Annotated in this window: 26 protein-coding genes; 4 read left to right on the top strand and 22 right to left on the bottom strand. The window is 37.1% G+C overall.

Translation table 11 applies throughout. The annotated features are described in order from the left end of the window. Positions 1 to 96 precede the first annotated feature (96 nt). From AC4PG5_RS11015 to AC4PG5_RS10995, 5 genes are read right to left on the bottom strand one after another with little or no spacing between them, the layout of a single operon-like run. Positions 97 to 1,032, bottom strand: a complete 936-nt coding sequence (locus AC4PG5_RS11015; protein WP_492028936.1) for a glycosyltransferase family 2 protein — start codon at positions 1,030 to 1,032, stop codon at positions 97 to 99. Between the two features lie 29 nt (positions 1,033 to 1,061). After that, on the bottom strand, positions 1,062 to 2,165 hold the full coding sequence (locus tag AC4PG5_RS11010) for a DegT/DnrJ/EryC1/StrS family aminotransferase (RefSeq protein WP_492028935.1): 1,104 nt from the start codon (positions 2,163 to 2,165) through the stop codon (positions 1,062 to 1,064). Next, positions 2,162 to 3,553 carry a GNAT family N-acetyltransferase gene (locus AC4PG5_RS11005; RefSeq protein ID WP_492028934.1) on the bottom strand — a complete coding sequence of 464 codons (1,392 nt, stop codon included), beginning with the start codon at positions 3,551 to 3,553 and terminating at the stop codon, positions 2,162 to 2,164. Before AC4PG5_RS11005 ends, AC4PG5_RS11010 begins: the two co-directional genes overlap by 4 nt. After that, a complete protein-coding gene (locus AC4PG5_RS11000) occupies positions 3,546 to 3,965 on the bottom strand; it encodes a sugar 3,4-ketoisomerase (protein WP_492028933.1) in 420 nt (139 codons plus the stop codon). The genes AC4PG5_RS11005 and AC4PG5_RS11000 overlap by 8 nt, the downstream gene beginning before the upstream one ends. Continuing rightward, on the bottom strand, positions 3,965 to 4,366 hold the full coding sequence (locus AC4PG5_RS10995; RefSeq protein ID WP_492030748.1) for a sugar 3,4-ketoisomerase: 402 nt from the start codon (positions 4,364 to 4,366) through the stop codon (positions 3,965 to 3,967). Before AC4PG5_RS10995 ends, AC4PG5_RS11000 begins: the two co-directional genes overlap by 1 nt. A gap of 238 nt (positions 4,367 to 4,604) precedes the next feature. On the opposite strand from AC4PG5_RS10995, the gene AC4PG5_RS10990 reads away from it, so the two are divergent. Beyond that, positions 4,605 to 5,402, top strand: coding sequence for a family 6 glucosyltransferase (locus tag AC4PG5_RS10990; protein ID WP_492028932.1), 798 nt, complete (start codon positions 4,605 to 4,607; stop codon positions 5,400 to 5,402). A gap of 30 nt (positions 5,403 to 5,432) precedes the next feature. On the opposite strand, the gene AC4PG5_RS10985 is transcribed toward AC4PG5_RS10990, so the two are convergent. From AC4PG5_RS10985 to AC4PG5_RS10925, 13 genes are read right to left on the bottom strand one after another with little or no spacing between them, the layout of a single operon-like run. After that, positions 5,433 to 6,344, bottom strand: coding sequence for an alpha-1,2-fucosyltransferase (locus AC4PG5_RS10985; protein WP_492028931.1), 912 nt, complete (start codon positions 6,342 to 6,344; stop codon positions 5,433 to 5,435). A gap of 5 nt (positions 6,345 to 6,349) precedes the next feature. Further along, positions 6,350 to 7,327, bottom strand: a complete 978-nt coding sequence (locus tag AC4PG5_RS10980) for a glycosyltransferase family 2 protein (protein WP_492028930.1) — start codon at positions 7,325 to 7,327, stop codon at positions 6,350 to 6,352. 33 nt (positions 7,328 to 7,360) lie between these two features. Beyond that, entirely contained in the window at positions 7,361 to 8,488 is a 1,128-nt protein-coding gene (locus tag AC4PG5_RS10975) for a glycosyltransferase family 4 protein (RefSeq protein WP_492028929.1), read from the bottom strand. Then, positions 8,485 to 9,573: a glycosyltransferase WbsX family protein gene (locus AC4PG5_RS10970; protein WP_492028928.1), complete on the bottom strand. Its 1,089-nt coding sequence runs from the start codon at positions 9,571 to 9,573 to the stop codon at positions 8,485 to 8,487. Before AC4PG5_RS10970 ends, AC4PG5_RS10975 begins: the two co-directional genes overlap by 4 nt. Positions 9,574 to 9,584: 11 nt before the next feature. Then, a complete protein-coding gene (locus tag AC4PG5_RS10965; RefSeq protein WP_492028927.1) occupies positions 9,585 to 10,598 on the bottom strand; it encodes a glycosyltransferase family 2 protein in 1,014 nt (337 codons plus the stop codon). An 11-nt stretch (positions 10,599 to 10,609) separates the two neighbouring features. Beyond that, positions 10,610 to 11,404 carry a glycosyltransferase family 2 protein gene (locus AC4PG5_RS10960; protein WP_492028926.1) on the bottom strand — a complete coding sequence of 265 codons (795 nt, stop codon included), beginning with the start codon at positions 11,402 to 11,404 and terminating at the stop codon, positions 10,610 to 10,612. A 45-nt stretch (positions 11,405 to 11,449) separates the two neighbouring features. Next, positions 11,450 to 11,938, bottom strand: a complete 489-nt coding sequence (locus AC4PG5_RS10955; RefSeq protein WP_492028925.1) for an FAD synthase family protein — start codon at positions 11,936 to 11,938, stop codon at positions 11,450 to 11,452. Between the two features lie 21 nt (positions 11,939 to 11,959). Beyond that, on the bottom strand, positions 11,960 to 13,000 hold the full coding sequence (locus tag AC4PG5_RS10950; RefSeq protein ID WP_492028924.1) for a pyridoxal-phosphate-dependent aminotransferase family protein: 1,041 nt from the start codon (positions 12,998 to 13,000) through the stop codon (positions 11,960 to 11,962). Further along, entirely contained in the window at positions 12,997 to 14,049 is a 1,053-nt protein-coding gene (locus tag AC4PG5_RS10945; RefSeq protein WP_492028923.1) for a CDP-glycerol glycerophosphotransferase family protein, read from the bottom strand. Before AC4PG5_RS10945 ends, AC4PG5_RS10950 begins: the two co-directional genes overlap by 4 nt. A 4-nt stretch (positions 14,050 to 14,053) precedes the next feature. Beyond that, positions 14,054 to 14,797 carry a lipopolysaccharide kinase InaA family protein gene (locus AC4PG5_RS10940; protein ID WP_492028922.1) on the bottom strand — a complete coding sequence of 248 codons (744 nt, stop codon included), beginning with the start codon at positions 14,795 to 14,797 and terminating at the stop codon, positions 14,054 to 14,056. Beyond that, positions 14,781 to 15,818 carry a glycosyl transferase family 90 gene (locus AC4PG5_RS10935; protein WP_492028921.1) on the bottom strand — a complete coding sequence of 346 codons (1,038 nt, stop codon included), beginning with the start codon at positions 15,816 to 15,818 and terminating at the stop codon, positions 14,781 to 14,783. The genes AC4PG5_RS10940 and AC4PG5_RS10935 overlap by 17 nt, the downstream gene beginning before the upstream one ends. Positions 15,819 to 15,829: 11 nt before the next feature. Further along, positions 15,830 to 16,861 carry a glycosyltransferase family 9 protein gene (locus tag AC4PG5_RS10930; protein WP_492028920.1) on the bottom strand — a complete coding sequence of 344 codons (1,032 nt, stop codon included), beginning with the start codon at positions 16,859 to 16,861 and terminating at the stop codon, positions 15,830 to 15,832. A 3-nt stretch (positions 16,862 to 16,864) separates the two neighbouring features. Beyond that, positions 16,865 to 17,470, bottom strand: coding sequence for a DUF4254 domain-containing protein (locus AC4PG5_RS10925; RefSeq protein ID WP_492028919.1), 606 nt, complete (start codon positions 17,468 to 17,470; stop codon positions 16,865 to 16,867). 116 nt (positions 17,471 to 17,586) lie between these two features. On the opposite strand from AC4PG5_RS10925, the gene pdxB reads away from it, so the two are divergent. Then, positions 17,587 to 18,633: a 4-phosphoerythronate dehydrogenase PdxB gene (gene pdxB / locus AC4PG5_RS10920; protein ID WP_492028918.1), complete on the top strand. Its 1,047-nt coding sequence runs from the start codon at positions 17,587 to 17,589 to the stop codon at positions 18,631 to 18,633. A gap of 57 nt (positions 18,634 to 18,690) precedes the next feature. Then, positions 18,691 to 19,671, top strand: a complete 981-nt coding sequence (locus AC4PG5_RS10915) for a glycosyltransferase (protein ID WP_492028917.1) — start codon at positions 18,691 to 18,693, stop codon at positions 19,669 to 19,671. Between the two features lie 65 nt (positions 19,672 to 19,736). Here AC4PG5_RS10915 and rnc read toward each other — a convergent pair whose 3' ends face one another. Genes rnc through AC4PG5_RS10900 form a run of 3 tightly spaced genes read right to left on the bottom strand, consistent with a single transcriptional unit; the run spans position 19,737 to position 22,080 of the window. Continuing rightward, on the bottom strand, positions 19,737 to 20,561 hold the full coding sequence (gene rnc / locus AC4PG5_RS10910; RefSeq protein ID WP_492028916.1) for a ribonuclease III: 825 nt from the start codon (positions 20,559 to 20,561) through the stop codon (positions 19,737 to 19,739). Between the two features lie 4 nt (positions 20,562 to 20,565). After that, a complete protein-coding gene (fabF, locus tag AC4PG5_RS10905) occupies positions 20,566 to 21,828 on the bottom strand; it encodes a beta-ketoacyl-ACP synthase II (protein ID WP_492028915.1) in 1,263 nt (420 codons plus the stop codon). Between the two features lie 15 nt (positions 21,829 to 21,843). Then, on the bottom strand, positions 21,844 to 22,080 hold the full coding sequence (locus AC4PG5_RS10900) for an acyl carrier protein (RefSeq protein WP_492028914.1): 237 nt from the start codon (positions 22,078 to 22,080) through the stop codon (positions 21,844 to 21,846). A 98-nt stretch (positions 22,081 to 22,178) separates the two neighbouring features. Here AC4PG5_RS10900 and purN point away from each other — a divergent pair, with 98 nt between their 5' ends. Beyond that, complete coding sequence (purN, locus tag AC4PG5_RS10895) at positions 22,179 to 22,805, top strand: phosphoribosylglycinamide formyltransferase (RefSeq protein WP_492028913.1); 627 nt, start codon at positions 22,179 to 22,181, stop codon at positions 22,803 to 22,805. A gap of 8 nt (positions 22,806 to 22,813) precedes the next feature. Here the strand turns inward: purN and AC4PG5_RS10890 are convergent, their stop codons facing one another. Continuing rightward, a complete protein-coding gene (locus AC4PG5_RS10890) occupies positions 22,814 to 23,827 on the bottom strand; it encodes an ATP-dependent 6-phosphofructokinase (protein ID WP_492028912.1) in 1,014 nt (337 codons plus the stop codon). Positions 23,828 to 23,913: the final 86 nt, after the last annotated feature.

Below are 23,913 nucleotides of genomic sequence, written 5' to 3'. Positions count from 1 at the left end.
TACGCTTAAAGATTAAGGGGACAAATATACACGTTTTTATCGTAAGTCGAGAAAAAAGGAAATAGTTATTAAGAATAAAAAAAAGAGGAACGTGCTTTAATATTGAAACTTATAAACGAGTTTAAGTCCCTTTTTTACAATTTTCATCATACATTTTAATAAAAACAAGTTTAACTTGTGAGGTTTATTACTCAACCAGTTAATACCTAAATATAACCGTATAAACGCTAATTCTTTTTTCAAAGCTTTCTTTTTATCCCTCAAAACCAACTCTGGCTTTATTTTATCGTACCAGAACTGTTTGATGGAATTAAAAAACAATGGATTAGCAAATACCGCTTTTGTTCGTGTTATAGATTCTTCAAAACGGTATAATACAGTAACACCATCCATAAAGGAAAGTTTCTCACCCGACTTTGTTACGATTAACCAAAGTGGATAATCTTCCAAAAAAGGATAATCTTCATTGGCATATCCCACCGATAATAGGAGCTTAGCATTGATGAACGCGCTCGGAGCTGTAGGGCCTAAATTGTCGATCAACAATTCTTCATATTGCTGCTCCGCCGATAACGCAAAGAAACTTTTTTCCTCTGTTGTAGGCAATTCGAATAAGAACTCCTTTTCTCCATTCGTCGTCGTTTTAAAGGCTTTTATTGATGAGAACAAGACATTTACTTGATGTGATTGAACGAAAGCCACGTTCTCTTCAATACAATGAGGCAGCAAAATATCGTCACCCGCAATACTTTTTATCCATTCCCCATCTGCGACTTTCCACACTTGGTTACAGTTCGCCGCAATGCCTCGATTCCGATCAGCCTTTATATATCGGACATTCACAAAACGATCAGCATATCGATCGAGCCAATCACGACAGCATTCCATCGTGTCATCATTAGAGCAATCATCACCAATCAGCAGTTCTATCTTCCGATAAGTCTGAGACTTAATACTTTCTAGTGTTTCTATAATTGTTTTTGAAGAGTTATAAGCAATAACACAAACCGAAACTAAAGGAGTATGTACCATGTTATTTTTGTTATACCAGACATTCAATATTATACTTGAAATTGATTCACCAAGTCGACTACGCGACAAACCTCTTCATCGCTCATCACTGGACTTATAGGTAAACTCAACTCTTCTTGATGAATACATTCTGTGATAGGATAACTCTTTGCATTCCATTCCCTATAACAAGCTTGTTGATGAGGTGGAATCGGATAATGAATAAGAGTTTGCACACCATTGTTAGTCAAGTACGTCTGCAATTCAGTCCTATACCGACAACGAATGGGGAAAAGATGAAAGACATGAGCATCCCAATCGGAAACTTTAGGCGTTATAATTAACGGATTATCGATACGATCAATATAATATCGTGCAACCTTCTTTCTTAACTCCAAATCGTCCTCTAAATGAACTAACTTCACACCAAGTATTGCTGCCTGCACTTCGTCCAAACGGCTATTCATGCCTTCGTATTTAAATATATATTTCTTTGATGAACCGTAATTGGCAAGAGCGCGGACAGTTTCAGCAACAATTGCGTCGTTTGTGGTCACTGCCCCTGCATCACCCAAAGCACCTAAATTTTTGCCTGGATAAAAGCTATGACCTGCTGCATCTCCTAATGAACCGGTAGTGCGACCTCTATATTTGCAGCCATGTGCTTGTGCGTTATCTTCAACCAATTTCAGAGAGTGTTTTTTACAAATTGAAGCAATCTTATCCGTATAAGCACACTGACCGTAAAGATGCACGATAAGCACCCCTTTTGTGCGTGGGGTAATGGCAGACTCTATTTTGTCCTCATCAATCTGATAGGTAACAATATTGGGCTCTATCAATCTTGGAATTAATCCATTTTTTGTGATCGCCAAAATAGATGCGATATAAGTATTAGCGGGAACAAGAATTTCATCACCTGCCCTCATAAAACCCAACTCTATGTACGCGCGAAAAATGAGAACTAGTGCATCGAGCCCATTCGCAACTCCAATGGCATGCTTTGTTCCTATAAAAAGAGCATAATCGCGTTCAAAAGCCTCTACCTCTTTACCTTGTAAATACCAACCAGAATCAACTACTCTAGCTACTGCTTGATGGATCTCTTTGGCGTATTTCTTTGTTATCTTTTCTAAATCTAAGAACTTAATCATAACTTAATATTCATATATATAAATCGTTCATCTTCCTTATCTATGATGAATCCCTTTTTTATATAAAGGCTGTAAGCACGTTTATTAGAATGAAGAACTCTTAAATATAGGGTCTTTAATCTTAATCTTTTAGCTTCATCTATACAAGCAGACACCATTTCTCTCCCTAACCCTTTCCCCCAATAATCTTTATTGCCAATATACCCCCAATATTCAGCAGAATCCTCTGTTATCTTTTTAAGTCCGCAAACCCCTATTCGACTGTTGTCAAAAGAGACTCCCCAAATCAAATAATCATTCTTATCAGAGAGCGATTCATACCACTTTTTTTGTTCTTCTCGGGTAAAAGGTGGCGTATCTGTCATTTCACTAATCTCGGCATCCATAAGCCAAGAATAAGAATCTTCTAAGTATTCGGAGTTATAAACTTCTAATTTTAAATGACAAGCCGATGGAATCGCATATTCATAACTATCATAAACAACTCCACGACCTCCAAAACCTTCTTTTTGGAAAATCAACGATTCATTTAAGATATTCCCCATTTGTTCTGTTGATTGACCAAAATCAAAAATAGGAATATTTTTATATGTTTCATTTATTAATTGATCAAATAACAAATCAAGCGCTCCAGTTTCTTTACCTAAAGCACTGGCAGATATATATTGTGTATGAAGCACCTGTTGTGTAATATAAAGTACCGTCCCAGCAACAGCGACAGTATCAATATAGGCTAAATAAAGTTTTATATTATTAGGGAATCGGCTATGCAACAATTCAATTTCAGATAAAGTATGCACGGGAGGTACACCATATTTATTTGCTAAATTAGTATTTAATATATCCCAGAACGAGGCATAATCCTCACTCTCACGAATAACAACGTGATGGTTTAAAGCCTTTCTCATGCCCGACTTACGGGATTCTATGAATTTGATTTTATGACTTTGATAAATTGCAGACGATATATTTCGACCAATAAGTATTGCTTTATTCTTAAATAGCCCATATAAATCTTCTTGCGCTGGGACCTGATGATATATAAAAGGAATTGTTTTATAGACAACCTTTGTGACGCCAATATTAGATAAAAATAGCGAGATCTCTCTAAAAATCTCAACGATTTCAGATGTTGTCACCTTCGAAGACATAATAAGTCCTCCATAAGTAAGTCCCTGGTGAGAATATACTATTTTTGAATCAATATTTGCTGGGAATAGTGTACATAGTTTACCCTTCCTAAAAACCAATAAAGAACAATCTGTAAATCGATCAGAGTGGTAATCCATATATTCTCGATTAAATAAAAATGTCCCATTCTTAGATCTTTCAACAAATTGATTCCAATCATTTGCATATTTGGGGGTATATTTTTTTATTTCAAACATTTTTATAATTTAAGAAATCATCATAACTCCGAATATAGTCACCAATCTCATAAAGGTGAGACGTTAAAACTAAACAAATAGAGCCAGAAGAAAACCCTTGCTCTGAAGCCCAAATACCGGGTGGAATGTGTAAACCAAAAAAAGGACGATTCAATAATACGGTGCGTTTATTGACCCCATCATCCAATACCACTTCAAAAGCGCCACTAGCAGCAACAATAAACTGATGACAAGTTTTATGAGCATGAGCACCACGAGATTCACCACCAGGAATATCATACGTATAGAACACACGTTTAATATCAAAAGGGATATTAAGTGAACCATGTACGGGAGTTATATTCCCTGCACGATTCTCAATGCGCTGTAGTTCTATTAAAGAACAATCATAAACAGACGGAAACTTTATCATTACCTAAGCTCTCTAAATTTGTCGTATTCATAAATGTAATCAGCCGCATCATAAACCGTTGAAGCAAGCACTAACGCCAAAGAATTCGTTGAAAAATTCTCCATCTGTCGCCAAATGCCTTTAGGCACATAAAGGCCATAATATGATCTATTCAAATGAAACGTTTGGCGTTTTTTTCCATCGTCGAGTATCACATCAAAACTCCCAGAAAGAGCGACAATAAATTCTTGATTTTCATAATAAGCATGTCCTCCACGTATTTCACCACCGGGAACATCATAAATCCAATAAGTACGTCGTATTTCGAAGGGGATTTCTTTGAGTTCCTCAATCACCGAAAGATTCCCTCTACAATCAAGAATCTTCGGCAAATTAATCATCCTAGCTTCCGATATATTCATAGACATAAACTCAACTTCTTTTCAAATAAGAATGTATAATAAACTGCAAAGTAAGGAAAAACATTCCATAAATAAAGCTTTTAAACATAAAACTTCCCTATATTTAGGAAGTACAACAATGACCAGAAACATTTTTATAGACCGACTTGGCAAACTCATTCTTTTGATTTATCTTTCCAAACTTTTTTAAGTTTCAAACCTAAAATAAGCCATCAGTCTTCTAAATTAAGATAACAGAATGAAGAAAGCAACTATCGGCATACTCTATATTTGTACGGGCAAATATGACATCTTTTGGAAAGAGTTTTACTTAAGCTCCGAACAATATTTCATGCAATCAAATAATTACACGATACAATACTACGTCTTTACAGACTCCAAACATTTATTCGATGAAGAAAACAACCCTAATATACATAAAATAGAACAAACAAATTTAGGATGGCCCAACAACACCTTAAAACGTTTTGACATATTTCTCCGCATCAAAAAGCAACTTATCAAAGAGACGGATTATCTCTATTTCTTTAATGCAAATTTACTATTTAAAAAAGCTGTCAACGAAGAATTCTTACCACCCAAGGATGGCAATGGCTTAGTAGGTACGCTTCATCCCGGTTTTTTCAACAAAACAGCCTCAGAATTTACATACGAGCGTTCTTCCGAATCCACGGCCTATATTGCTCAAAACGAAGGTGTACACTACTACGCCGGCGGATTGTCGGGTGGTCGCACTAAAGAGTATCTGATCTTATGTGAAACCCTAAAGAAGCAAGTTGAATGTGATGAAGAAAAACAGATAATAGCGATTTGGCACGATGAATCACATATTAACAAGTATTTCTTAAACCACCCACCCTATACATTATCACCAGCCTATCTCTATCCAGAAGGTTGGTCAATACCGTTTGAACCAATCATTCTCATCCGTGACAAAAGCAATAAAAAATATGGTGGACATCATTTCTTAAGAAGAAAAGAGAATAAATTGACGCGGTGGTTAAAAAAGTTCTTAAATAAAAGAAATAAAACTTAGTAAAAGAGAACTCTTTGAATTTTATTTTAACTACAAATAAACCGGATGATTGAAAACGTCTTTCCAATAATATTCAGTGCGATCATCGCATAAAATAACAATTTTAGAAAGATTATCGTTTAGCAAAGCACCGTATTTCCCCAATGTCCCCTTACTTGTTATTTGGTTCTTACAACATGCTATTAAACATAGATCCATGTATCCTTTATCTGAACCATTTATATCAACGACCAAGCTATTCACTGGACCTAGCCCTAAAGCTGGAATAAGTTCATCTATAACCCATTCTGGTTCGTCTGAGAAAAAATAAAAGAAGGCTTGGCCCATTCTATCTTTGAAATAAGCGATCGATCGCTGAAAATAGCCCAAAGAAGCAGGCTTACCATAAGCATAAACCTCCTCTTTGAGATCCCCACGCCGTACATGAACAGCTACTGAATATAAAGAAGAGTTTATTTGATCAAGCATGGCATTGTTTTCTGCATCTAAAACTTTATTATCTATATGATAAAGTGATTTAAAAGCCGAACTCCAAACCTTTGGTGCCAAAGAATAATATCCACCTAAAAAAACAGGAGGCGTTCTCTCCAAAAAGGAATAGTCTGTCATGGTCTCAAGTGAATGATTCCCTAATGTATAATGTTTTCGTCTATATACAGCCACTTCAGTCTTAGAAGCCTTTTCAAAAGTCAAATAAGGAAAGATCTTAAGTAAATCAAAATTTCGCACATATTTATTCTCTAAATCCATCCCCCATTCGTCAAAAAAAGATAAGTCATAAGAGACTCGATATCCACGCCTTAGGAAAAAAGTTCCAATCAAATATTGATGCATTTGAGAACAAATACCACCATCCATCTGAACGACGACTTTAGGAGAAATAACTCCAAAATTTAAAAAACGCTTATATAAGCTTATCTTCCATTTTCTCAACACACTCATTTTAATTAAATTTTACCTTGTAAGTTGTAGCGTTTCAAATTTAAAAAACCTAGCCAAAAAGAATACTGATATACTTTTACTATTTTTCGCTCACGTTTGGAAATCATTAAAATTAGATCAGGATATAACTTTAACGTCCGAAGCACTTCTTTTATTTCTACTTGAAAATCTGAGAACTTTTTCCAATGCATTCGAAGCATAGTGTTTTTCAAATGAAATAAAGCTAATTCCTTGTTTAAAGAAGAATCAAGCTTTTGTTTAATTATGAACGAAATAAACCAATCTACATAAGTATTAAAATCAGCATATTTTGATTCATCAAACATCTTTGGATGAGACATAGACCGTGGAGTAAAATTATATCGAATTATTTCATAATCAATAGGAACAATCTTATTAGATCTTAAGAGTAGCTGAGTAGATAAAATAACATCCTCTCCAAATGACGCATTAGGTCTATCAATAGGCTGATTATATAACGAATGCAAATGAAACTTTGACCAAACACACCAATGAGCTTGTAAATTCAAAATAGCTTTTAGATACGACACACCTGTCATCTCACTAAAATCCAATTTCAACGATTTCTCCGGTTTTCCTTCAATCACAAATAGGAAAGGTGCAACAACCATGTCGGCTTGTGTTTCTTCTGCTTTTCCCACTAAATGAGCTATAGCCTCTTCACGCAAAGTATCATCTGCATCCAAATATTGTATATATTTCCCATGTGCCTGTTCAATTCCTGTTTTTCGAGCTAATACAAGACCTTCATTCTGTTTTTTGTTAATAATCAAGATGCGAGAATCTTTCTGAACAAAATCACTCGCGATCCTTAATGTGTCATCCTTACTACCATCATTGATTAATATGATTTCAAGGTTACAATAAGTTTGTTTGATTACACTTGACAAACAATCTGCCAAAGTCTCTTGGCTGTTATAAGCTGGAATAATTATTGAAACCAAAGGCTCTTTCTGTGACATCTTAACAAATTTATATAATAAAACGATTTATATCTACGATAAAACAAAAGATAGAAAATCAGAGGCAAACTGTTTTCTAACAAAACGCTCATGAATAGACAATTTGAAATTTTTATTAAACTTTTCTCGCAAAGCAAAATCATTTAACAGTTCTATTTTCTGGGCTAAATCTTTGTAATCCCCCTTTTTATATAGGAACCCATTATAACCATCTTGGATTAACTCCGGGTTTGCACCAACATTAGAAGCAATAACCGGAATACCGCATTTTAAAGCTTCGACCGTCACGCGTCCAAAAGATTCTGACTTAGAACAAACCAACGCAACATCCGACAAATAAAAGTAATTTAAAGGAGTCATGGTATAAGGGATAATGGTTACATGCTGTTTCAAACAATGAGACTCAACATATTCAGAGACTAATTGAGAATATGATCCATCATCAGAACCTACTAAATAACAATGAAGGTCTAACCCTTTAACACATAATTCTTTGATTGCCTCTAATAATTCTAATTGTCCCTTGTTGGGGTCAAAACTTCCTATCATAGCTAAAGTATAACGATAATCTTGCCTGCAAATATTATTCGATTGACCTTCTATTTCAACAGCCTGCCATATACGAACGATCTTATATAGCAATATGGAACATTTATTATTGTAATAAAACTTAGCATAGTCAGATGGTACGACCAGCTTAACAGACAACCTATCAACCAATAGCATCACGGATTTCTCCCCAAAAACAAAACTCATATGTTCGGTATCAGAAGGCACTTCATGAACAAACCAAACGTGCTTATATCCACCCAATTTCGCACCTAGTGCACCAGAAGGAATTGCCAGTGTGTTTGTTACCACATAGTCCGGTTTAATTCTCTTAAAGTAACAAAAATTCAGAAATGATGCTTTTATAATTTTTCTGCATAATGCAATTTTTGACTTTTTCTTTGTAGAGAATGAAAGCCAAAAAGGCTGCTTAATGATTTTATGACCATTAATATAGGGAAGGCAGGCGTCTATTAACCCTCCTTCTTTAGGGAATACAACATAAATTTCTAATTCAGATCGTTTTTCCCTCAATCCTTTCAAAAGATCCAACAGACACCACTGAGCACCACCTATCAGGTCCGCATCGTGAGAAATAAAAACTACTTTCATAAAGGCTTAGTTATCCATTTTTTTATAACTTCCAGATATTTTAGGCCATATTTTCTATCAGGTTCCAAATAGTTTCCCTCAGCCCACTCATTCCATGATTTAATAAAAGCAATACGGCGCTGTTCTGGTTTATCTTTAAGACATTCCATTACATCTCCCATGTGCTTATCAAAATTCTTTGGAGTTGATCGGTGCAAAACCAGAGCTTTATACCCAGAACGTGGCGAATGATCCCAGTTCGGAAAAATAGTAGGAATTATAGATGGTTTAGAGTCTTCGCGTCCAACTAAGTAAGGACGGATAGATTTATAAGAGATCACCTTAGGTATATGGAAAAGACGATGCTTCCATTTCACCCAAAAATATAATGCTTTCGCCTTTTTTTGATAGTCAAATAACCGTACCACATTAATGGATTCAAACCCACAAGCCATAAGTCTCGTTTCTTCCTTTACCACATTAAATGATTGTGCTATAAAATGAATTCCTTTTAATCCATTCTCTATAGCTAACTCCTGCCACAATAGTATAAATTTTTTAATTTCAGGATGTTCAAGTGGATGATAAATAACAAAAATAGGTTTGCCATCAATTAGCATATAACGAGAGTCCCTAAACGCTGGCAAAACCGCATTAAAATGTTCCGCATAATCATCAATACCTGGGTACAACTGCTCAATTAATGCTGTTTTCATTTTTACACCATGATCAAAACCACGCCATGATTCATTAGCCCAGGCTAAACAGAAGGGGAAATCAGGCTCACCAGATTTTAAAACTTCTTCAAAAGGACGTTCTAAAAGTCTCTTGCCATTCCCAAACCAATAATGCCAATAGCAAAATCCTTCAATCCCATAAGCTTGAGCCAAATCAGCTTGAGCTTTTCGTGTCTCAGGAACTCTTAAATCATAATACCCTAAGTCTGCAGGTACTTTAGGCTGATAATGCCCTGGAAATAAAACTTTAGCCTTACCTACATTAGTCCACTCTGTAAACCCCTTACTCCACCATTTATCATTTTCTGGTATTGGATGAAATTGAGGTAAATAAAAAGCTATTAATCTTGCTCTTTTTCCCTTACTCATAAGCTGTTGAATCAACTAAAAAAATCTTTTTTCTTATTCTTTTTCCAAAACTCTAACTTCTTTTTCAAACGGAGCTCCACATAAAGACTATGCGGCGTTTTTTCAAATTTAAACTTCCTCCTCAAAGCTTTGTTTAGCCATCTGTGCTTTACTACAACATCAACCATCTTTACATAATCAATCATCCTTATTCTCCATCTCTCAAATTCTAAATAAGAAGTACTCAGAAGTGCAATCTTCTTAACCTGTATCATTGACAAGCGAATAAAGCGTAACCTAATTTCTTTTCTCTCTTTTACCAGATCAGGATGAGATACCGCAAATTTATACCGCTCCAATTCTGCTAAAAAGAAGTGATATTCTTTTAGCGGATTGGCATCCTGACAAGTCCCAGATGCCCGCTGTCGATAATAATACTTTGCGGTACGCACATTCACGATCTTTTCTGCTCTGTTAAACCATTTGAACAGAATAGCATAATCTTCATAATAAAACGAAACAGGAAAAGGTTCAACAAGAAGTGATTTCTTAAATAGTTTATTGGCTGGATAACTTTTTATCTCACGATCCTCTAAAATTAATCGAAGTGCCTCTATGCGGCTATAAACTAGGACATCATTTACAAGAGTTGAAGGTCTCGTTTTAGATAAAGTAACCGTATAATATCCACAAATAGAAATATCGGCATTATTAGTAATCAGGGCTTGATAAAGTGTTTCATACATGTCCGGATCAATCCAATCATCACCATCCACAAAACCTATATAATTACCTCTGGCTAAAGTTAAAGCAATATTTCGGCTATCCGCTTGCCCAGTATTTTGTTTATGAATAACTCTTATTCGCCGATCCTTCTGACTATACTCATCACAAATCTGTGCAGAAAAATCTGTAGAGCCATCATTAATTAATAAAAGTTCCCATCGCTGAAATGTCTGAGCTAGGATTGATTCAATGCAGTTCTTTAAGTATTTTTCAACATTATAAACAGGAGTTATGATTGTTATTAAAATTTCTTTGTTCATATTAAAATCAATTACAACTTACTCTTTTTTATTCCATTTTCGCACCAGACAGTTTTATTAGCAATAACTTCTTCCAATAAACGCTCATGGTAGCTTAAGTTTGCACGCGATGCTAACTTGTGATAAAGATGAAACTCAACTCCTCCCATCTTTAATTGTTTTTTCAGAACCCCGGCATGTATTAATCGACAACCAAATTCAACATCCTCTTGACCCCACATTTCTAAAGATTCATTATATCCGTTTACCTTCAACAAATCATCTTTCCAGAAAGCCATATTACACCCCCTGATACGTTTCAAATTACATTTTCCATAACGTTTTGCTAAGAAATGTCTCAACATCTTTGAACGAAAGCCATTAAGCATAAAAGGAATACTTTGTTTAAAGAAAAGCGGTTGATTCTGAAGGCTTCTCAATAATCTTCGAGAAAGTTTGGCCTCCAATAAGACCCGACTTCCGCAAACAAAACAACCTGGTTCAGCCAACTCTAGATGATCTGCGATAAAATGCTTTTCTAAAACAACATCTCCATCTATTTGAATAATATAAGGATAATTAACCTGCAACAAAGCCTTATTCAAAATCGACGTTTTTCTGAACCCTTTGTCTTCATGCCACACATGAATGATCGGAATGGTCGTCTCCCGTTGAATATTTTCAATTAAAAGACGCGTATCCTCTCGTGATCCATCATCAGCAATAACGATCTCGTCAGGCTTAACAGTTTGGGCAAACACGCTCTTAAGGCATACAGCCAAAGCATTCTCCCAATTATAGGTCGATATAAGTAATGAGACAAACATTTATTTTTAAAATAATCTAGAAAAGGTTAGTTCAATAGCAAGTCGTCATTTGGCATCTTCTTTCCAATTAAAATCTTGTTCTGCTTCTCTTTGTAAAGCAGCTTCTACAATCTGATTCGTGCAAGAGATAATATCCTTCTTAATAGTCGTCGTGCTAATGCCCGGAGTATAAGGGAAATAGATAACTTGCTTACCTTCTTGCTGCTTCATCCACTCGAGTCCCTCAAGATATTTATCAATCCAGTCATCTCCAATAGTCACAATATCAATCTGTTCTGCTTTGAGCTGGGCTATCTCCGTCAGTTTAACTTGTTTCACTGCTTTAGTGACACATTTCAATGACGAAATAATACGGAAGCGTTGATCAAAAGGTATAATCGGTTTCATTCCTTTGTATTCTGCAATCAGTTCATCTGTACTGACACCAACGATCAATTCATCACCCAATGCAGCCGATTTCTCTAGGATATTAAGATGTCCAACGTGAAATAAATCAAAACTACCGGATGTAAATACTTTTACTTTTTTCTCCATATGACTAGTAATCTAAAGTTTTCAACGATGTTCTATTTCGTAAATAGCCTCTGCTAACTCATCTAAATCAGCCTGAGTCTGAATGCCTAAATGCGAGACTCTAAAATAATGAGGCGTTCCACCAGGCATAATATAGATATCTCGCTTCATTAATTCTGTAAAAAGCAGATCCGCGTTTCGATGCACAAAGAAACCGGTGATACAGTTAGAAGGGACTTCCGCCGGAATATCCCAATGACACTTAACACATAATGATCTAAAATACAAGGCTTTTTCTTGAACTTCCCTAATCACTTGGTCAGTGCCTTTATCAATAAGCATCTGGAGCCGAGCATGTAACTGCAAGAAAAGAGTTGTTGCCGGGCTATAAGGTGTTTGTCCTCGCTCTAAGTTTTTGAGGTTCTCCACAAAATCAAAATAGTACGACCGATGATTAAACTTCTCCTCCAGAATTCGTTCCGCAAGCACCACAAATGAAAGTCCCGGAGGAATATTAAGCCCTTTCTGACTACTAGTCAGACAAATATCTATCCCCATCGCATCCATGTCCAACGGATCCGAAAGAAAAGAACTAATAGCATCAACGATCAAGAAGATATTTCGAACCCGGCACATGTGCCCAATCTTTTCGAGATCAAATAATTGCCCTGTAGAAGTTTCATGTTGTTGGCACAAAAGGACACTTGGTCGAGAAACATCCAAAGCCTCTTCTAAAGCCAAATAATCGATATCACAAGCAAAAGGAACTTCAAAAACATCACTCTCACAACCGTAATAAGTACACAGCTCATACCAACGACGTCCAAAAGAACCTCCGGCAATGATAAAAGCTTTGCCATGTGTCGTCACAAAGTTAGACACTACAGCATCCATCGCTCCAGTGCCCGAAGCTGTATAAAACAGCATTCGCCCATTAGAGCAACCGATCAAATCTAAAAACATTTGTTCAGAGGCTTTAACTAAAGCCGAGAATTGCGACGTACGCATATAAGGTATCTGTTGCGCACCGATCTGGAGAATTTCTTCTTCTATATTTCCCGGAAACACGTATGATTTCATCATCTTCTTTTTATTTTTCCAAATCGTTTAATACTTGTATACTGACGCCATAAATTGAGTTTCCTCCTTTCAGGCACTCCATGACGCGCAATATAATCGCTGACAGCATCCAACATCCGACGGCAAACTTGCCCATCGAGATAAGGATCATAATTGTCGACGATCCAACGTCTTTTGTTTATAGCTGCTTCATCATTCTGAGCTTCCTCAAACGCCTCCTCCAACTGTGATTTTTCTGTTATGTTCGTCCAATAGATGTCTTTGGCAATAGAACGATAAGTAATTACTGGGCGATTAAGCAGTAGAAACTCATAAACAGTAGAGGAAGTATCGCTAATCATAACATCGGCCATCAGCTGATATTTCGTTACATTAAAATCATCCACCCAAATGACATCTTTCTCTTTCTGGGCGAGTTCTTTATACTCCTCGATCCATTCTATTTTTGTCAGAGGATGAAATTTCAACAACAAAACTATAGACTTTTTTCTTACTAAATCCACCAATTCCTTTTTTAATGCAGGAATAGACGTTAAAGAAGGTGAAAAGGTCGGTGCATACAACACTATTTGTCTTTTTTCATGACTTTCGAGAAGTCTTTGTTTCTCTTGATCAAAGTCATTCCAATGTAATTTAATCCAATCTTGCTTAGGCCAGCCTGTTTCAACCACCTCAAAGTCCTTATATTTCTGAGCTAGTGTTTTAAAATGCTGAGTAAAATAAGGGCCTTGTGTAAAATAAGTATCAAAATACCGACGAATCACCCAATGATCTTTCTTTTCAGCGGCATAGCCATGAAAGACTTGAACTTTAACTCCCGGCAAATAATAGGGAATAATATTACCAGGTACGAAGTTAACTTCCGGCGAAAAGTCATAAACCTCCTGCATTATAGTAGTATAGTTCACCTCATCACCCAATGGAAACTGCTGGATTTTAGGAGCATGAATATACCAAAGTACTTGATGCACTCCCTGACGCATCGCTTCTTGATAAATAGGGTACAAGATGTCGATAGCGTATTTGTTCTCACAAAATAAAACTATTCGCATAATCTTATAACTCTAGTTTATATTTTATAGGATGTTTTAATCTAAATTTACGCCAAAACTTTTTACGATGAAACAAAATTTGTCTGCGGCAATACTCAGCATCAGCGCCTCGTGCTGAGGCATATTCTCGAGCTAATAACTCAAAAAAAGCCTTTTGTCCCCATAAACGAGCAAAATTTGCGCACCCACGCTTGATACTTACCGGTCCAAAATACATCCGATTAATATCGACAAGTGAAAAATGATACTCGCCGTCAATCTCATCAAAAAGGATATTCCCCGGAGAATAATCACGATGCAAAATGCCTGCTTCATGTAACCGAGCAGTATATTTAGCAAAAGCAACCACCACATCGCGACAAGATTCTACATCTGCATTACCAAATTCATAGAACTTACGCTGATAAGGCGATTGTATACTAACAAAAAAAGAATGTTGAATTAATCCCCAACGCTTTTGCTCAAGATAAGCTATTGGACAAGGGGTTTCAAATCCTTTCGCCAATAACATCTCAGGATAATGAAACGCTCGCTTACCTTTCGATAGCCGGAAAAAAGCGTAAACAATTTTATTCACTAAGAGTGGAACTCCATAGCGCTTAACATTGATCTCTAAGTCTCCAATTTTCAGCACTTTTATAAGATTACGTCCTCGATAAATCACTCTGCCTTCTTGTTCAAAAGTCTCAGGTAATCGAGAGATGTATTCCCTCAGATACTCATATTTAGGGTTAATCATTAATGTCATTGGTTGTTAGCCCCTCTGAATTTAAGTCAATATTATTTAAAGAGGCTTTCATTGCTTGCCTCGTCATTTTAAAATACTTATCCAATACAAGTAGGGCTATTAACCGCTCTCGCTTATTATTTTTAAACTGCTCTACATATTCATGAGCATGTCCGATGATCTCTAACGCTTCTTTAGGGTGAGCGATGTAATAGTTCAACCGTTCTTCTAAATCTGAAAAATCCGGTTTAATTTCTATATAATGATAGTTGGGTATCAAGGTACCCTCCATAAACCACGTTTCACAAGTTGGTTTAGGCATCACTGCAATAGAATTCGACGACATCACCCACTTCAAATTACTAGCAACATCGTTACCTTCTAAAGCCATAATAAATTTATAGTCTAAATGCTCACGAATAGTTTTTTTCTCAGTTTGCCATTCTTGAGGATCAACCGTATGCTTACTCACATCTCCTAAATCACACATGGGATGATTAAAATACATCTCCATAAATAACTTTCTAGAAGGTTTTCCTTTAACCTTTCCTCTAAAAATAACTTTATTCTTTTTCTGTTCGAAGGACATTTTATCTTTCACGAAAATAAAATGGCGAACTTTATCAAGTTTCAAGATTATCGAATTCTTATTATCAGCTATCAACGGACGACTTTTGACCACTGAAGGATAAGAAGGAACATAAGTTACATCTCCCGGACAAAACCCCCATTTATAATCTTTCGAAAACCAACGAGTAAACTCATAGGTATCAAAAAAATAGACTTTCTGTCTACCAAGTTTATGTTGATCAAGAGATTTCGCTTGATCAGGCAAAGCCTTAACTTCCGAAAGCTTATTATAATAATCCACACGAGTCTTAATATATTCCTTGTCTTTTCTTAAAATAACGCTTTTCAAAACAGCTTGCAGACGTATTCTAAACAGAGACTTAGGAATCATTAAATTTAAAAAGCCCTTAGCATAATAAATAAACTTAGGATTCTTTCCGCTATGTAATCGATATAATATAGAATTCTTCATCGCAATAAGGCTTAGTCAATAATACCTTCTATTTTAGTGATCACCTGTTCTGGAGTTATGTTTCTCATACAAGCATAATCCCCTCTCAAACATGGTTTTTGCCCATAAACCGAACATGGACGACAAGACATGTCGAGTTGAACCGCATTCACCGGAAGCTGTTTCCAGCCCATAAAGCCGGCATAAGGATGAGTAGCTCCCCAAATAGAAACGACTGGCACATTAACCAATGAAGCCAGATGCATATTGGCAGAATCCATTGAGACCATTAAGTCAAGATGACTAATCAATGCAAGTTCGGTTTGCATGTTGAGTTTCCCCACAGTCGAGATCAATGTGGGATATTTAATCACCCATCCATCAAGAATTGCTTTCTCTCTCGATCCACCGCCAAACAAGAAAACCTTAACACCAGGCTTGGATGCCAGATGCGCAACGACACGTTCTTGTAGTTCTAACGGATAGATTTTTCCCTGATGCTTGGCAAAGGGAGCCATACCAACCCATTTATTTCCCCCTTTCACCTCCGATAAAAAATCGACTTGAGAAAGGTCACCTTTTTCTTCAGCATAGATCGAAGAGAAATTGATTAAGACAGGCAAACCAAGTGCTTCAAACACATCGACATAACGTCGGAAAGAACTTTTTTGGTTCTCCAAAACTTTATGTTTTTGCCTAACGAGTTTATGCTTGCCGGAACGCCCTTTACAGATGACAGCCACCGATTTCCCAATAAGCCTAAAACGCCACGACAAATATTTCGAACGAAGCACATCATGCAAATCTGCAACATAATCAAAGTGTTCATGACGTAATTCCTTAAAAAGCCTGTTAAGTCCTCCAAGTCCCTTATAATTTTGTAAAAAATCAACTCCTCGAAATCGCACATTTTGAGGTAATTCACAGAAAAGAGATTTGAAAGAGGTACGACTCAATACAGTAATTTCATGCTCAGGGTATTGTTCGGCCAGTGAATAAATCACAGGAATAGTCATGGCCACATCCCCCAAAGCAGAAAAACGAATAACAAGAATACGAGCCATCAATTATTTTTTTGCATAAAGAACCGGATTCAATGCAGGGTCGTTATACATCTTCATCTGTTTATAGACTTTCATGTATTTCTTGCCCGATTCAATATCACCTAACAATTGGTCAATTGCAGCTGACAAGTCCTTCTTTTGTTCCAACAAGATACTTAGCTTAGTCTGGCATTGCGATAAATGCTCTTCGGTCGTATCTTTACGCTCTACTTCTTTTTGCATATGGTAAATCTTCAATGCAAGAATAGAGAGACGATCGATTGCCCATGCAGGGCTCTCTGTATTGATTGTCGCATCAGTTGCGGCAGTAACATCTTTATATTTATCTAAGAAATAGCTATCAATTAGTTCTACTAAATCCGTTCGATCTTGATTTGATTTATCAATCCTTCTCTTCAAGACTAAAGCCTCATTAGGATCGATGTGTGGATCGCGAATAATATCTTCAAAGTGCCATTGAACAGCGTCAATCCAATTCTTCAAATATAAATAATATTCGATGGTCTTTAACTCGTAAGGGTTATTTATTGGCGCATCTACATTGTCTTTAATGTGATAATCGTTGGTTGATTGCCAAAAGATCTGGTTAGAGATATCACTAAATGTCATAATTTTTATCAGCTTATAAATATACTAATAGACAAAACTAGACAATATTTTCCATACAGCCAATCTTTTCTTCTTTTTTTATTTTGTATCTTTGCTAGACTAAAAACAGACTGTTTATGAAAATTATCGTTGACGATAAAATCCCGTATTTAAAAGGAATCATAGAAAAAATAACTCCAGAAGTTCTTTTTGTTTCCGGAAAGGATTTTAATAAGAGCTTGATAAAAGACGCCGATGCACTTATTGTACGAACACGAACGCTTTGCAATCAAGAATTACTTGAAGGCAGTTCTGTGAAATTTATAGCTACTGCAACGATCGGCTATGACCATATCGACACCGATTATTGCCACAAAGCAGGAATAACATGGACGAATGCCCCTGGATGTAATGCCAACTCTGTAGCCCAATATATTGAATCCTCATTACTCTTGCTAAAAGTTCAAAAGGAGTTCAACCTAAACGCACTGACTATTGGGATTGTTGGCGTTGGAAACGTTGGGAAAAAAGTAGCTGATGTCGCTCGAAATTTAGGAATGCGTGTCCTATTAAATGATCCTCCGAGAGAAAAAAACGAAAATATAAAAGGATTCTATTCATTGGAACAATTAGCACAAGAAAGCGATATTATCACCTTCCACGTTCCGTTGAATCAAAGTGGAGCATACAAAACTCTGCATCTAGGCAACCAAACCTTCTTTTCCTCTCTAAAACGTCGACCGATCATTATCAACACCTCCCGAGGAGAGGTTCTAGAAACTGAAGCCTTATTAGAAGCCTTAGAAAAAGGAGAGATCGCAGATGCCATAATCGATGTCTGGGAGAATGAGCCAAACCTCAATCTTCCATTATTAGAGAAAGTGTTCATCGGCACCCCGCACATCGCCGGTTATTCAGCTGACGGAAAAGCCAATGCAACCAGAATGTCATTAGATGCCTTATGCCGTTTTTTCAACATCAATGAAAATTATAATATAGCCCCCCCAGAACCGGAGTCCTCTATCATTTCCGCGAAAAGCAGAGAGGAGGCTCTACTTCAAATATACAATCCCACAAACGATAGTCAAAGACTTAAAGAACACCCTGAACAGTTCGAATTTTTCAGAGGGAATTATCCATTAAGAAGAGAAGAGAATGCTTATCATCTAATCATAGAAAAATAAGTTCTCGGTTTCCCGCTTTACATTATATTTTACGTATTTTTGTAAAAAAAACAAATCATGAATATCCTCATCGTTTACAACGGAATCGTACCTGCAACCTTATATGGAGGGACAGAACGTGTGATATGGTACCTAGGACACGAACTCGTAAAACTAGGACATAAAGTGACTTTCCTCGTACACAAAGGGTCGCATTGCCCGTTTGCAAAAGTAATCTATCGAGACCCAACACAACCTCTTTCCAACCAGATTCCTCAAAACACAGATCTTGTCCATTTTAATGCACCTGCTGATTCTAGCATTAAGCAACCCTATATCGTAACAGAGCACGGGAATAGGAAACAAGATTTTGTTTTTGACCGCAATACGGTTTTTGTTTCAAAAAACCACGCCGAGAGATATAACAGCAATTCTTACGTACACAATGGTTTAGATTGGGATGATTATGGAAAGTGTGATTTAAATTGCAAACGAGAATACTATCATTTCCTCGGAAAAGCAGCATGGCGAGTTAAAAACGTTCAAGGCGCCATCCAAGTTGCCAAGCAACTTCGCAATGAAAAACTGTATGTATTAGGAGGGACACGACTAAATATCAAAATGGGATTTCGATTAACCTTATCACCGAAGATACGATTCAAAGGTATGGTTGGAGGAGAAAAAAAATTAAGACTACTCAACCGATCCAAAGGACTTATTTTCCCAATTCGCTGGCATGAACCTTTCGGATTAGCCATCACTGAAAGTTTATACTTTGGTGCTCCCGTCTTTGGAACCCCATATGGATCATTGCCTGAACTAGTCACACCTGAAGTTGGCTTCCTCTCAAATTCGGCTCAAGAGTTAGTCGAGCACATCCAGTCAACATCATACGATCCAAAGATTGCACATGAATATGCTCTGGAGAATTTCAATTCGGCAGTAATGGCTAGAGAATATCTAAAAAAATATGAGCAGATTTTAAATGGAAATGATCTGAATAACATCACTCCAAAATTGAAGGAAGTAAATCCAAACAAGTTCCTTCCTTGGAAATAAAATGCAATAATACGCTTTATAGGTTTGGATGAAAACATAAAAACAAAATCAGAATAGCTCTTGATCTATTCTGATTCTGGAATAATCACCTCTATCTCACTTGAAGTAGAGGTTTTTTCATTCTCTTGATCTTTAATCTCGTTTAGCAGTTTAACGAAATCAACTTCCTTAATCTTATGAATGGCCATCTTTGCAGCATTCTGCTGTGACTCTTTCTTAGAATAACCAGTGCCAGTACCCGCAGACTGCTTTTGAATCAAGATTTCGGTTTGGAAAACAGGATTTCCCTCTCCATCAGAAAACTGTTCAATCAGCTCAAACGACACCTCCATCTTATTCTTCTGGCTCCACTCAATCAGTTTCGATTTAAAGTTAACCTCCTTACGAGAAATCTTATCCAAGTCAATGTAGGGGCTAATAATCTTCTGATCGACAAACTGTTTACACCGATCATACCCCTGATCGAGATAAATCGCTCCGACGAAAGCTTCAAACGCATTGCCATACATATAACTGTTGTGAGAAGACGATCTCGAAGAAAACTTAATCAGCTTATCTAGTCCAATCTCCACAGCCAACTTATTCAATGTTTCACGCTGAACGATTTTCGATCGAGTATTGGTTAAGAAACCCTCTCTCTTACCAGGGAAACGATTATAAACGATATCTCCGACAATGGCATCCAAGATCGCATCACCCAAAAACTCCAAACGTTCGTTATTGAGCTGTCGTCCTTCTTCCGATCGAATAGATGAAGATTTATGTAAAAGCGCCTGCTGATAAAGATTTATATTTCGAGGATAAAACCCCAGAATACGATAAAAACAAAGATAAGACTCTTTGTTTTTAACAAACAAGAGCCTTATCTTTTCTATTTTTTTGCGTAACACGATATTACTCAGCGTATTTCTTGAATATTACACAAGCATTATGACCACCAAAACCAAACGTATTTGACAAAGCCACGTTAATATCACGTTTTTGAGCTTTGTTAAATGTAAAGTTCAAGTCATAATCTACATTCTCGTCATTGTCCCCTTCTTCATGATTGATTGTAGGAGGTACAATGCCATTTTTAATGGCAAGAATACATGCGATAGCTTCCACAGCACCGGCAGCACCTAATAAGTGTCCTGTCATAGACTTAGTTGAACTAATGTTCAAATCGTAAGCATGTGCACCAAATACCTCTTTAATAGCCTTAGCTTCCGAGATATCTCCAACCGGAGTAGATGTACCGTGTACGTTGATGTAGTCAATCTCCTTAGGATCCATTTCTGCATCTTCCAAGGCATTAAACATCACCAACTTAGCCCCAAGACCTTCCGGATGAGAAGCCGTTAAGTGATGAGCATCAGCCGACATGCCGACACCGACAAGCTCAGCATAGATTTTTGCACCACGTGCTTTGGCATGCTCTAGTTCCTCAAGAACCAAGCAACCGCCACCTTCACCCATTACAAAACCGTCACGACTAGCGCTAAACGGGCGAGAAGCACGAGTAGGATCATCATTACGGGTTGACAAGGCATGCATAGCATTAAAGCCACCTACACCTGCAGGGAAAATAGCTGCTTCCGATCCTCCGGATACGATAGCATTAGCTTTACCTAAACGAATCAAGTTAAAAGCATCAGCAATAGCATTTGTTGATGTTGCGCATGCCGAACAAGTCGAATAGTTTGGTCCGTGAAAACCATACATAATAGAAATCTGTCCTGCTGCAATATCCGAGATCATCTTAGGAATGAAGAACGGATTAAACTTCGGACCGTTTTCTTTACGCAATGCATAATTCTCAACTTCTTCCTCAAATGTATGTATACCACCGATACCGGCACCAAAAATGACACCGATTCTGTTCAAATCTTCTTTTTCAATATCAAGACCAGAGTCATCGACCGCTTCTTTAGCTACAGCGACTGCATAGTGTGTATACAAGTCCATCTTACGAGCTTCCTTGCGATCAATATACTTTGTCACATCGAAGTTTTTAACTTCACATGCGAATTGTGTCTTGAATAACGACGCATCAAAATGAGTAATAGGCCCTGCCCCACTTACTCCATTAGTCAAGTTTTCCCAAAATTCAGGAATACTATTACCAACGGGGGTAATTGCACCAAGGCCTGTTACTACTACTCTTTTTAATTTCATATCTATGAAATCGGATTACTTAGTGTGTTCTTCGATATAAGATACAGCGTCACCTACAGTACCAATCTTTTCAGCTTGGTCATCAGGGATAGAGATATTGAATTCTTTCTCAAATTCCATGATAAGTTCTACTGTGTCAAGAGAATCTGCTCCGAGATCATTAGTGAAGCTTGCCTCATTAGTAACTTCTGATTCTTCTACGCCTAATTTATCAACGATAATCGCTTTCACTCTAGATGCAATTTCAGACATAACTTTAAGTTTTTAATTAATAATTAGTTTTATTTCTTTAATTTTGCGCTGCAAAGGAATGAATATTTATCGTTTTGAGCAAATATTTGATTAAATAAATGCAACTTTTTGCACATTTTTTAGAAATCTGTGCACTAAACTCCGATTATATGAGGAAAAACATCGCTATTTTTGCTTCCGGCTCAGGTACAAATACCGAGAATATAATTCGTTTTTTCGAAAATCACCCTGATATTAAGATTGAATTAGTGGTTTCGAACAAATCAGAGGCACCGGTTTTGACTCGATCAACCCATCTAAATGTTACAGCTTTAGCTTTTTCAAAGGAAGAATGGCAGAGAGGAAATCAGATCTTAAATCTTTTAAAGAAACACAAAATCGATTTCATCGTTCTTGCCGGATTCCTCATTCGTGTCCCGGAATCAATTTTGCATATTTATCCTAATAAAATTATAAATATTCACCCAGCCCTTTTGCCGAAGTTTGGGGGAAAAGGGATGTACGGTAGCCGTGTTCATGAGGCTGTTCTGCAACACAACGAAACAAAAACCGGCATTACCATTCATTATATTAATGAGAAATATGACGAAGGAGATATTATTTTTCAATCCTCCATTCCAGTCGAACCCAATGAGACCCCAGACAGTCTCGCTCAGAAAGTGCATCAATTAGAATACCAATATTACCCCATCGTGATCGAAAATCTACTCAAGTCTCTTGAGTAAACTCTATCTTAACCAAAACAAATACCCATACGTCGCCCTTGCACCACTAAATCATGATCATCAGTAACCAATTTTAATTTACCGGCTACTTCATCCAGCGGTATGGACAATATATCAGCGCCCTTTAACGCTACCATATGGCCAAATACGCCATTAGCAATCAACTCAGTAGCATGACCACCCATTCGAGTCGCCAGATTACGATCATAGGGTGTTGGAGATCCACCACGCTGAATATAGCCTAAGACCGTCTCACGCGTTTCGATCCCTGTTTCGTATTCAATCTCTTGAGCAATAAATTCACCGGCTCGCTTCTTACCTTCAGTCGATATGCCTTCGGCAACCACCACAATAGAATAAGGCTTACCTTTCTTCAAACGATTCATAATCGTTTCACCAATATTCTTAATCTGATAAGGAATCTCAGGAACCAAGATCACATCTCCACCGCCTGCCATGCCTGAATAAAGAGCAATCCATCCGGCCTTATGTCCCATCACTTCAATGACCATCACCCGTTTATGCGAACTTGCCGTAGAATGTAGACGATCGATGGCATCCGTTGCAATATTAACCGCCGAATCAAATCCAAAAGAGACATCCGTACCCCAAATATCGTTGTCGATGGTCTTAGGTATAGAAATAATGTTAACACCCATTGCGGCAAACTTAGCAGCCGTCTTCTGCGTTCCGTTTCCACCAATACAAACCACACAATCCAATCCCAGTTCCTTGATATTATTCTGAATCAACGTTGGCTTATCCACTCCTGAGATGAGTCCGCCTCCTTTTTTAAAGGGTTTCTCACGGGAAGTCCCAAGCATCGTTCCCCCTAGATTCAATAAGCCCGACAACGATTTATCTGTAAAAATCTCGACATCTTTTGTTAGTAGTCCTTGAAAGCCGCTGTGTATCCCCACGACCTCCATCCCATAATGGTTAATTGCCGTTTTACACACGCCACGAATCGTTGCATTGATTCCCGGGCAATCTCCTCCAGAAGTTAGTATTCCAATTCTCATTGTAGTAATTATTAGACAGAAATGTGTTATTTTGACTCCTTAAGAGTCTATTTTAACGTTTATTTCTCTGGTAAAGATAGAAAAAA

The organism is Bacteroides sp. QWL-09 (genome assembly GCF_058683585.1).
Note: the sequence above shows the minus strand (reverse complement) of the source record. Positions and strands in the feature narration are given on the sequence as shown.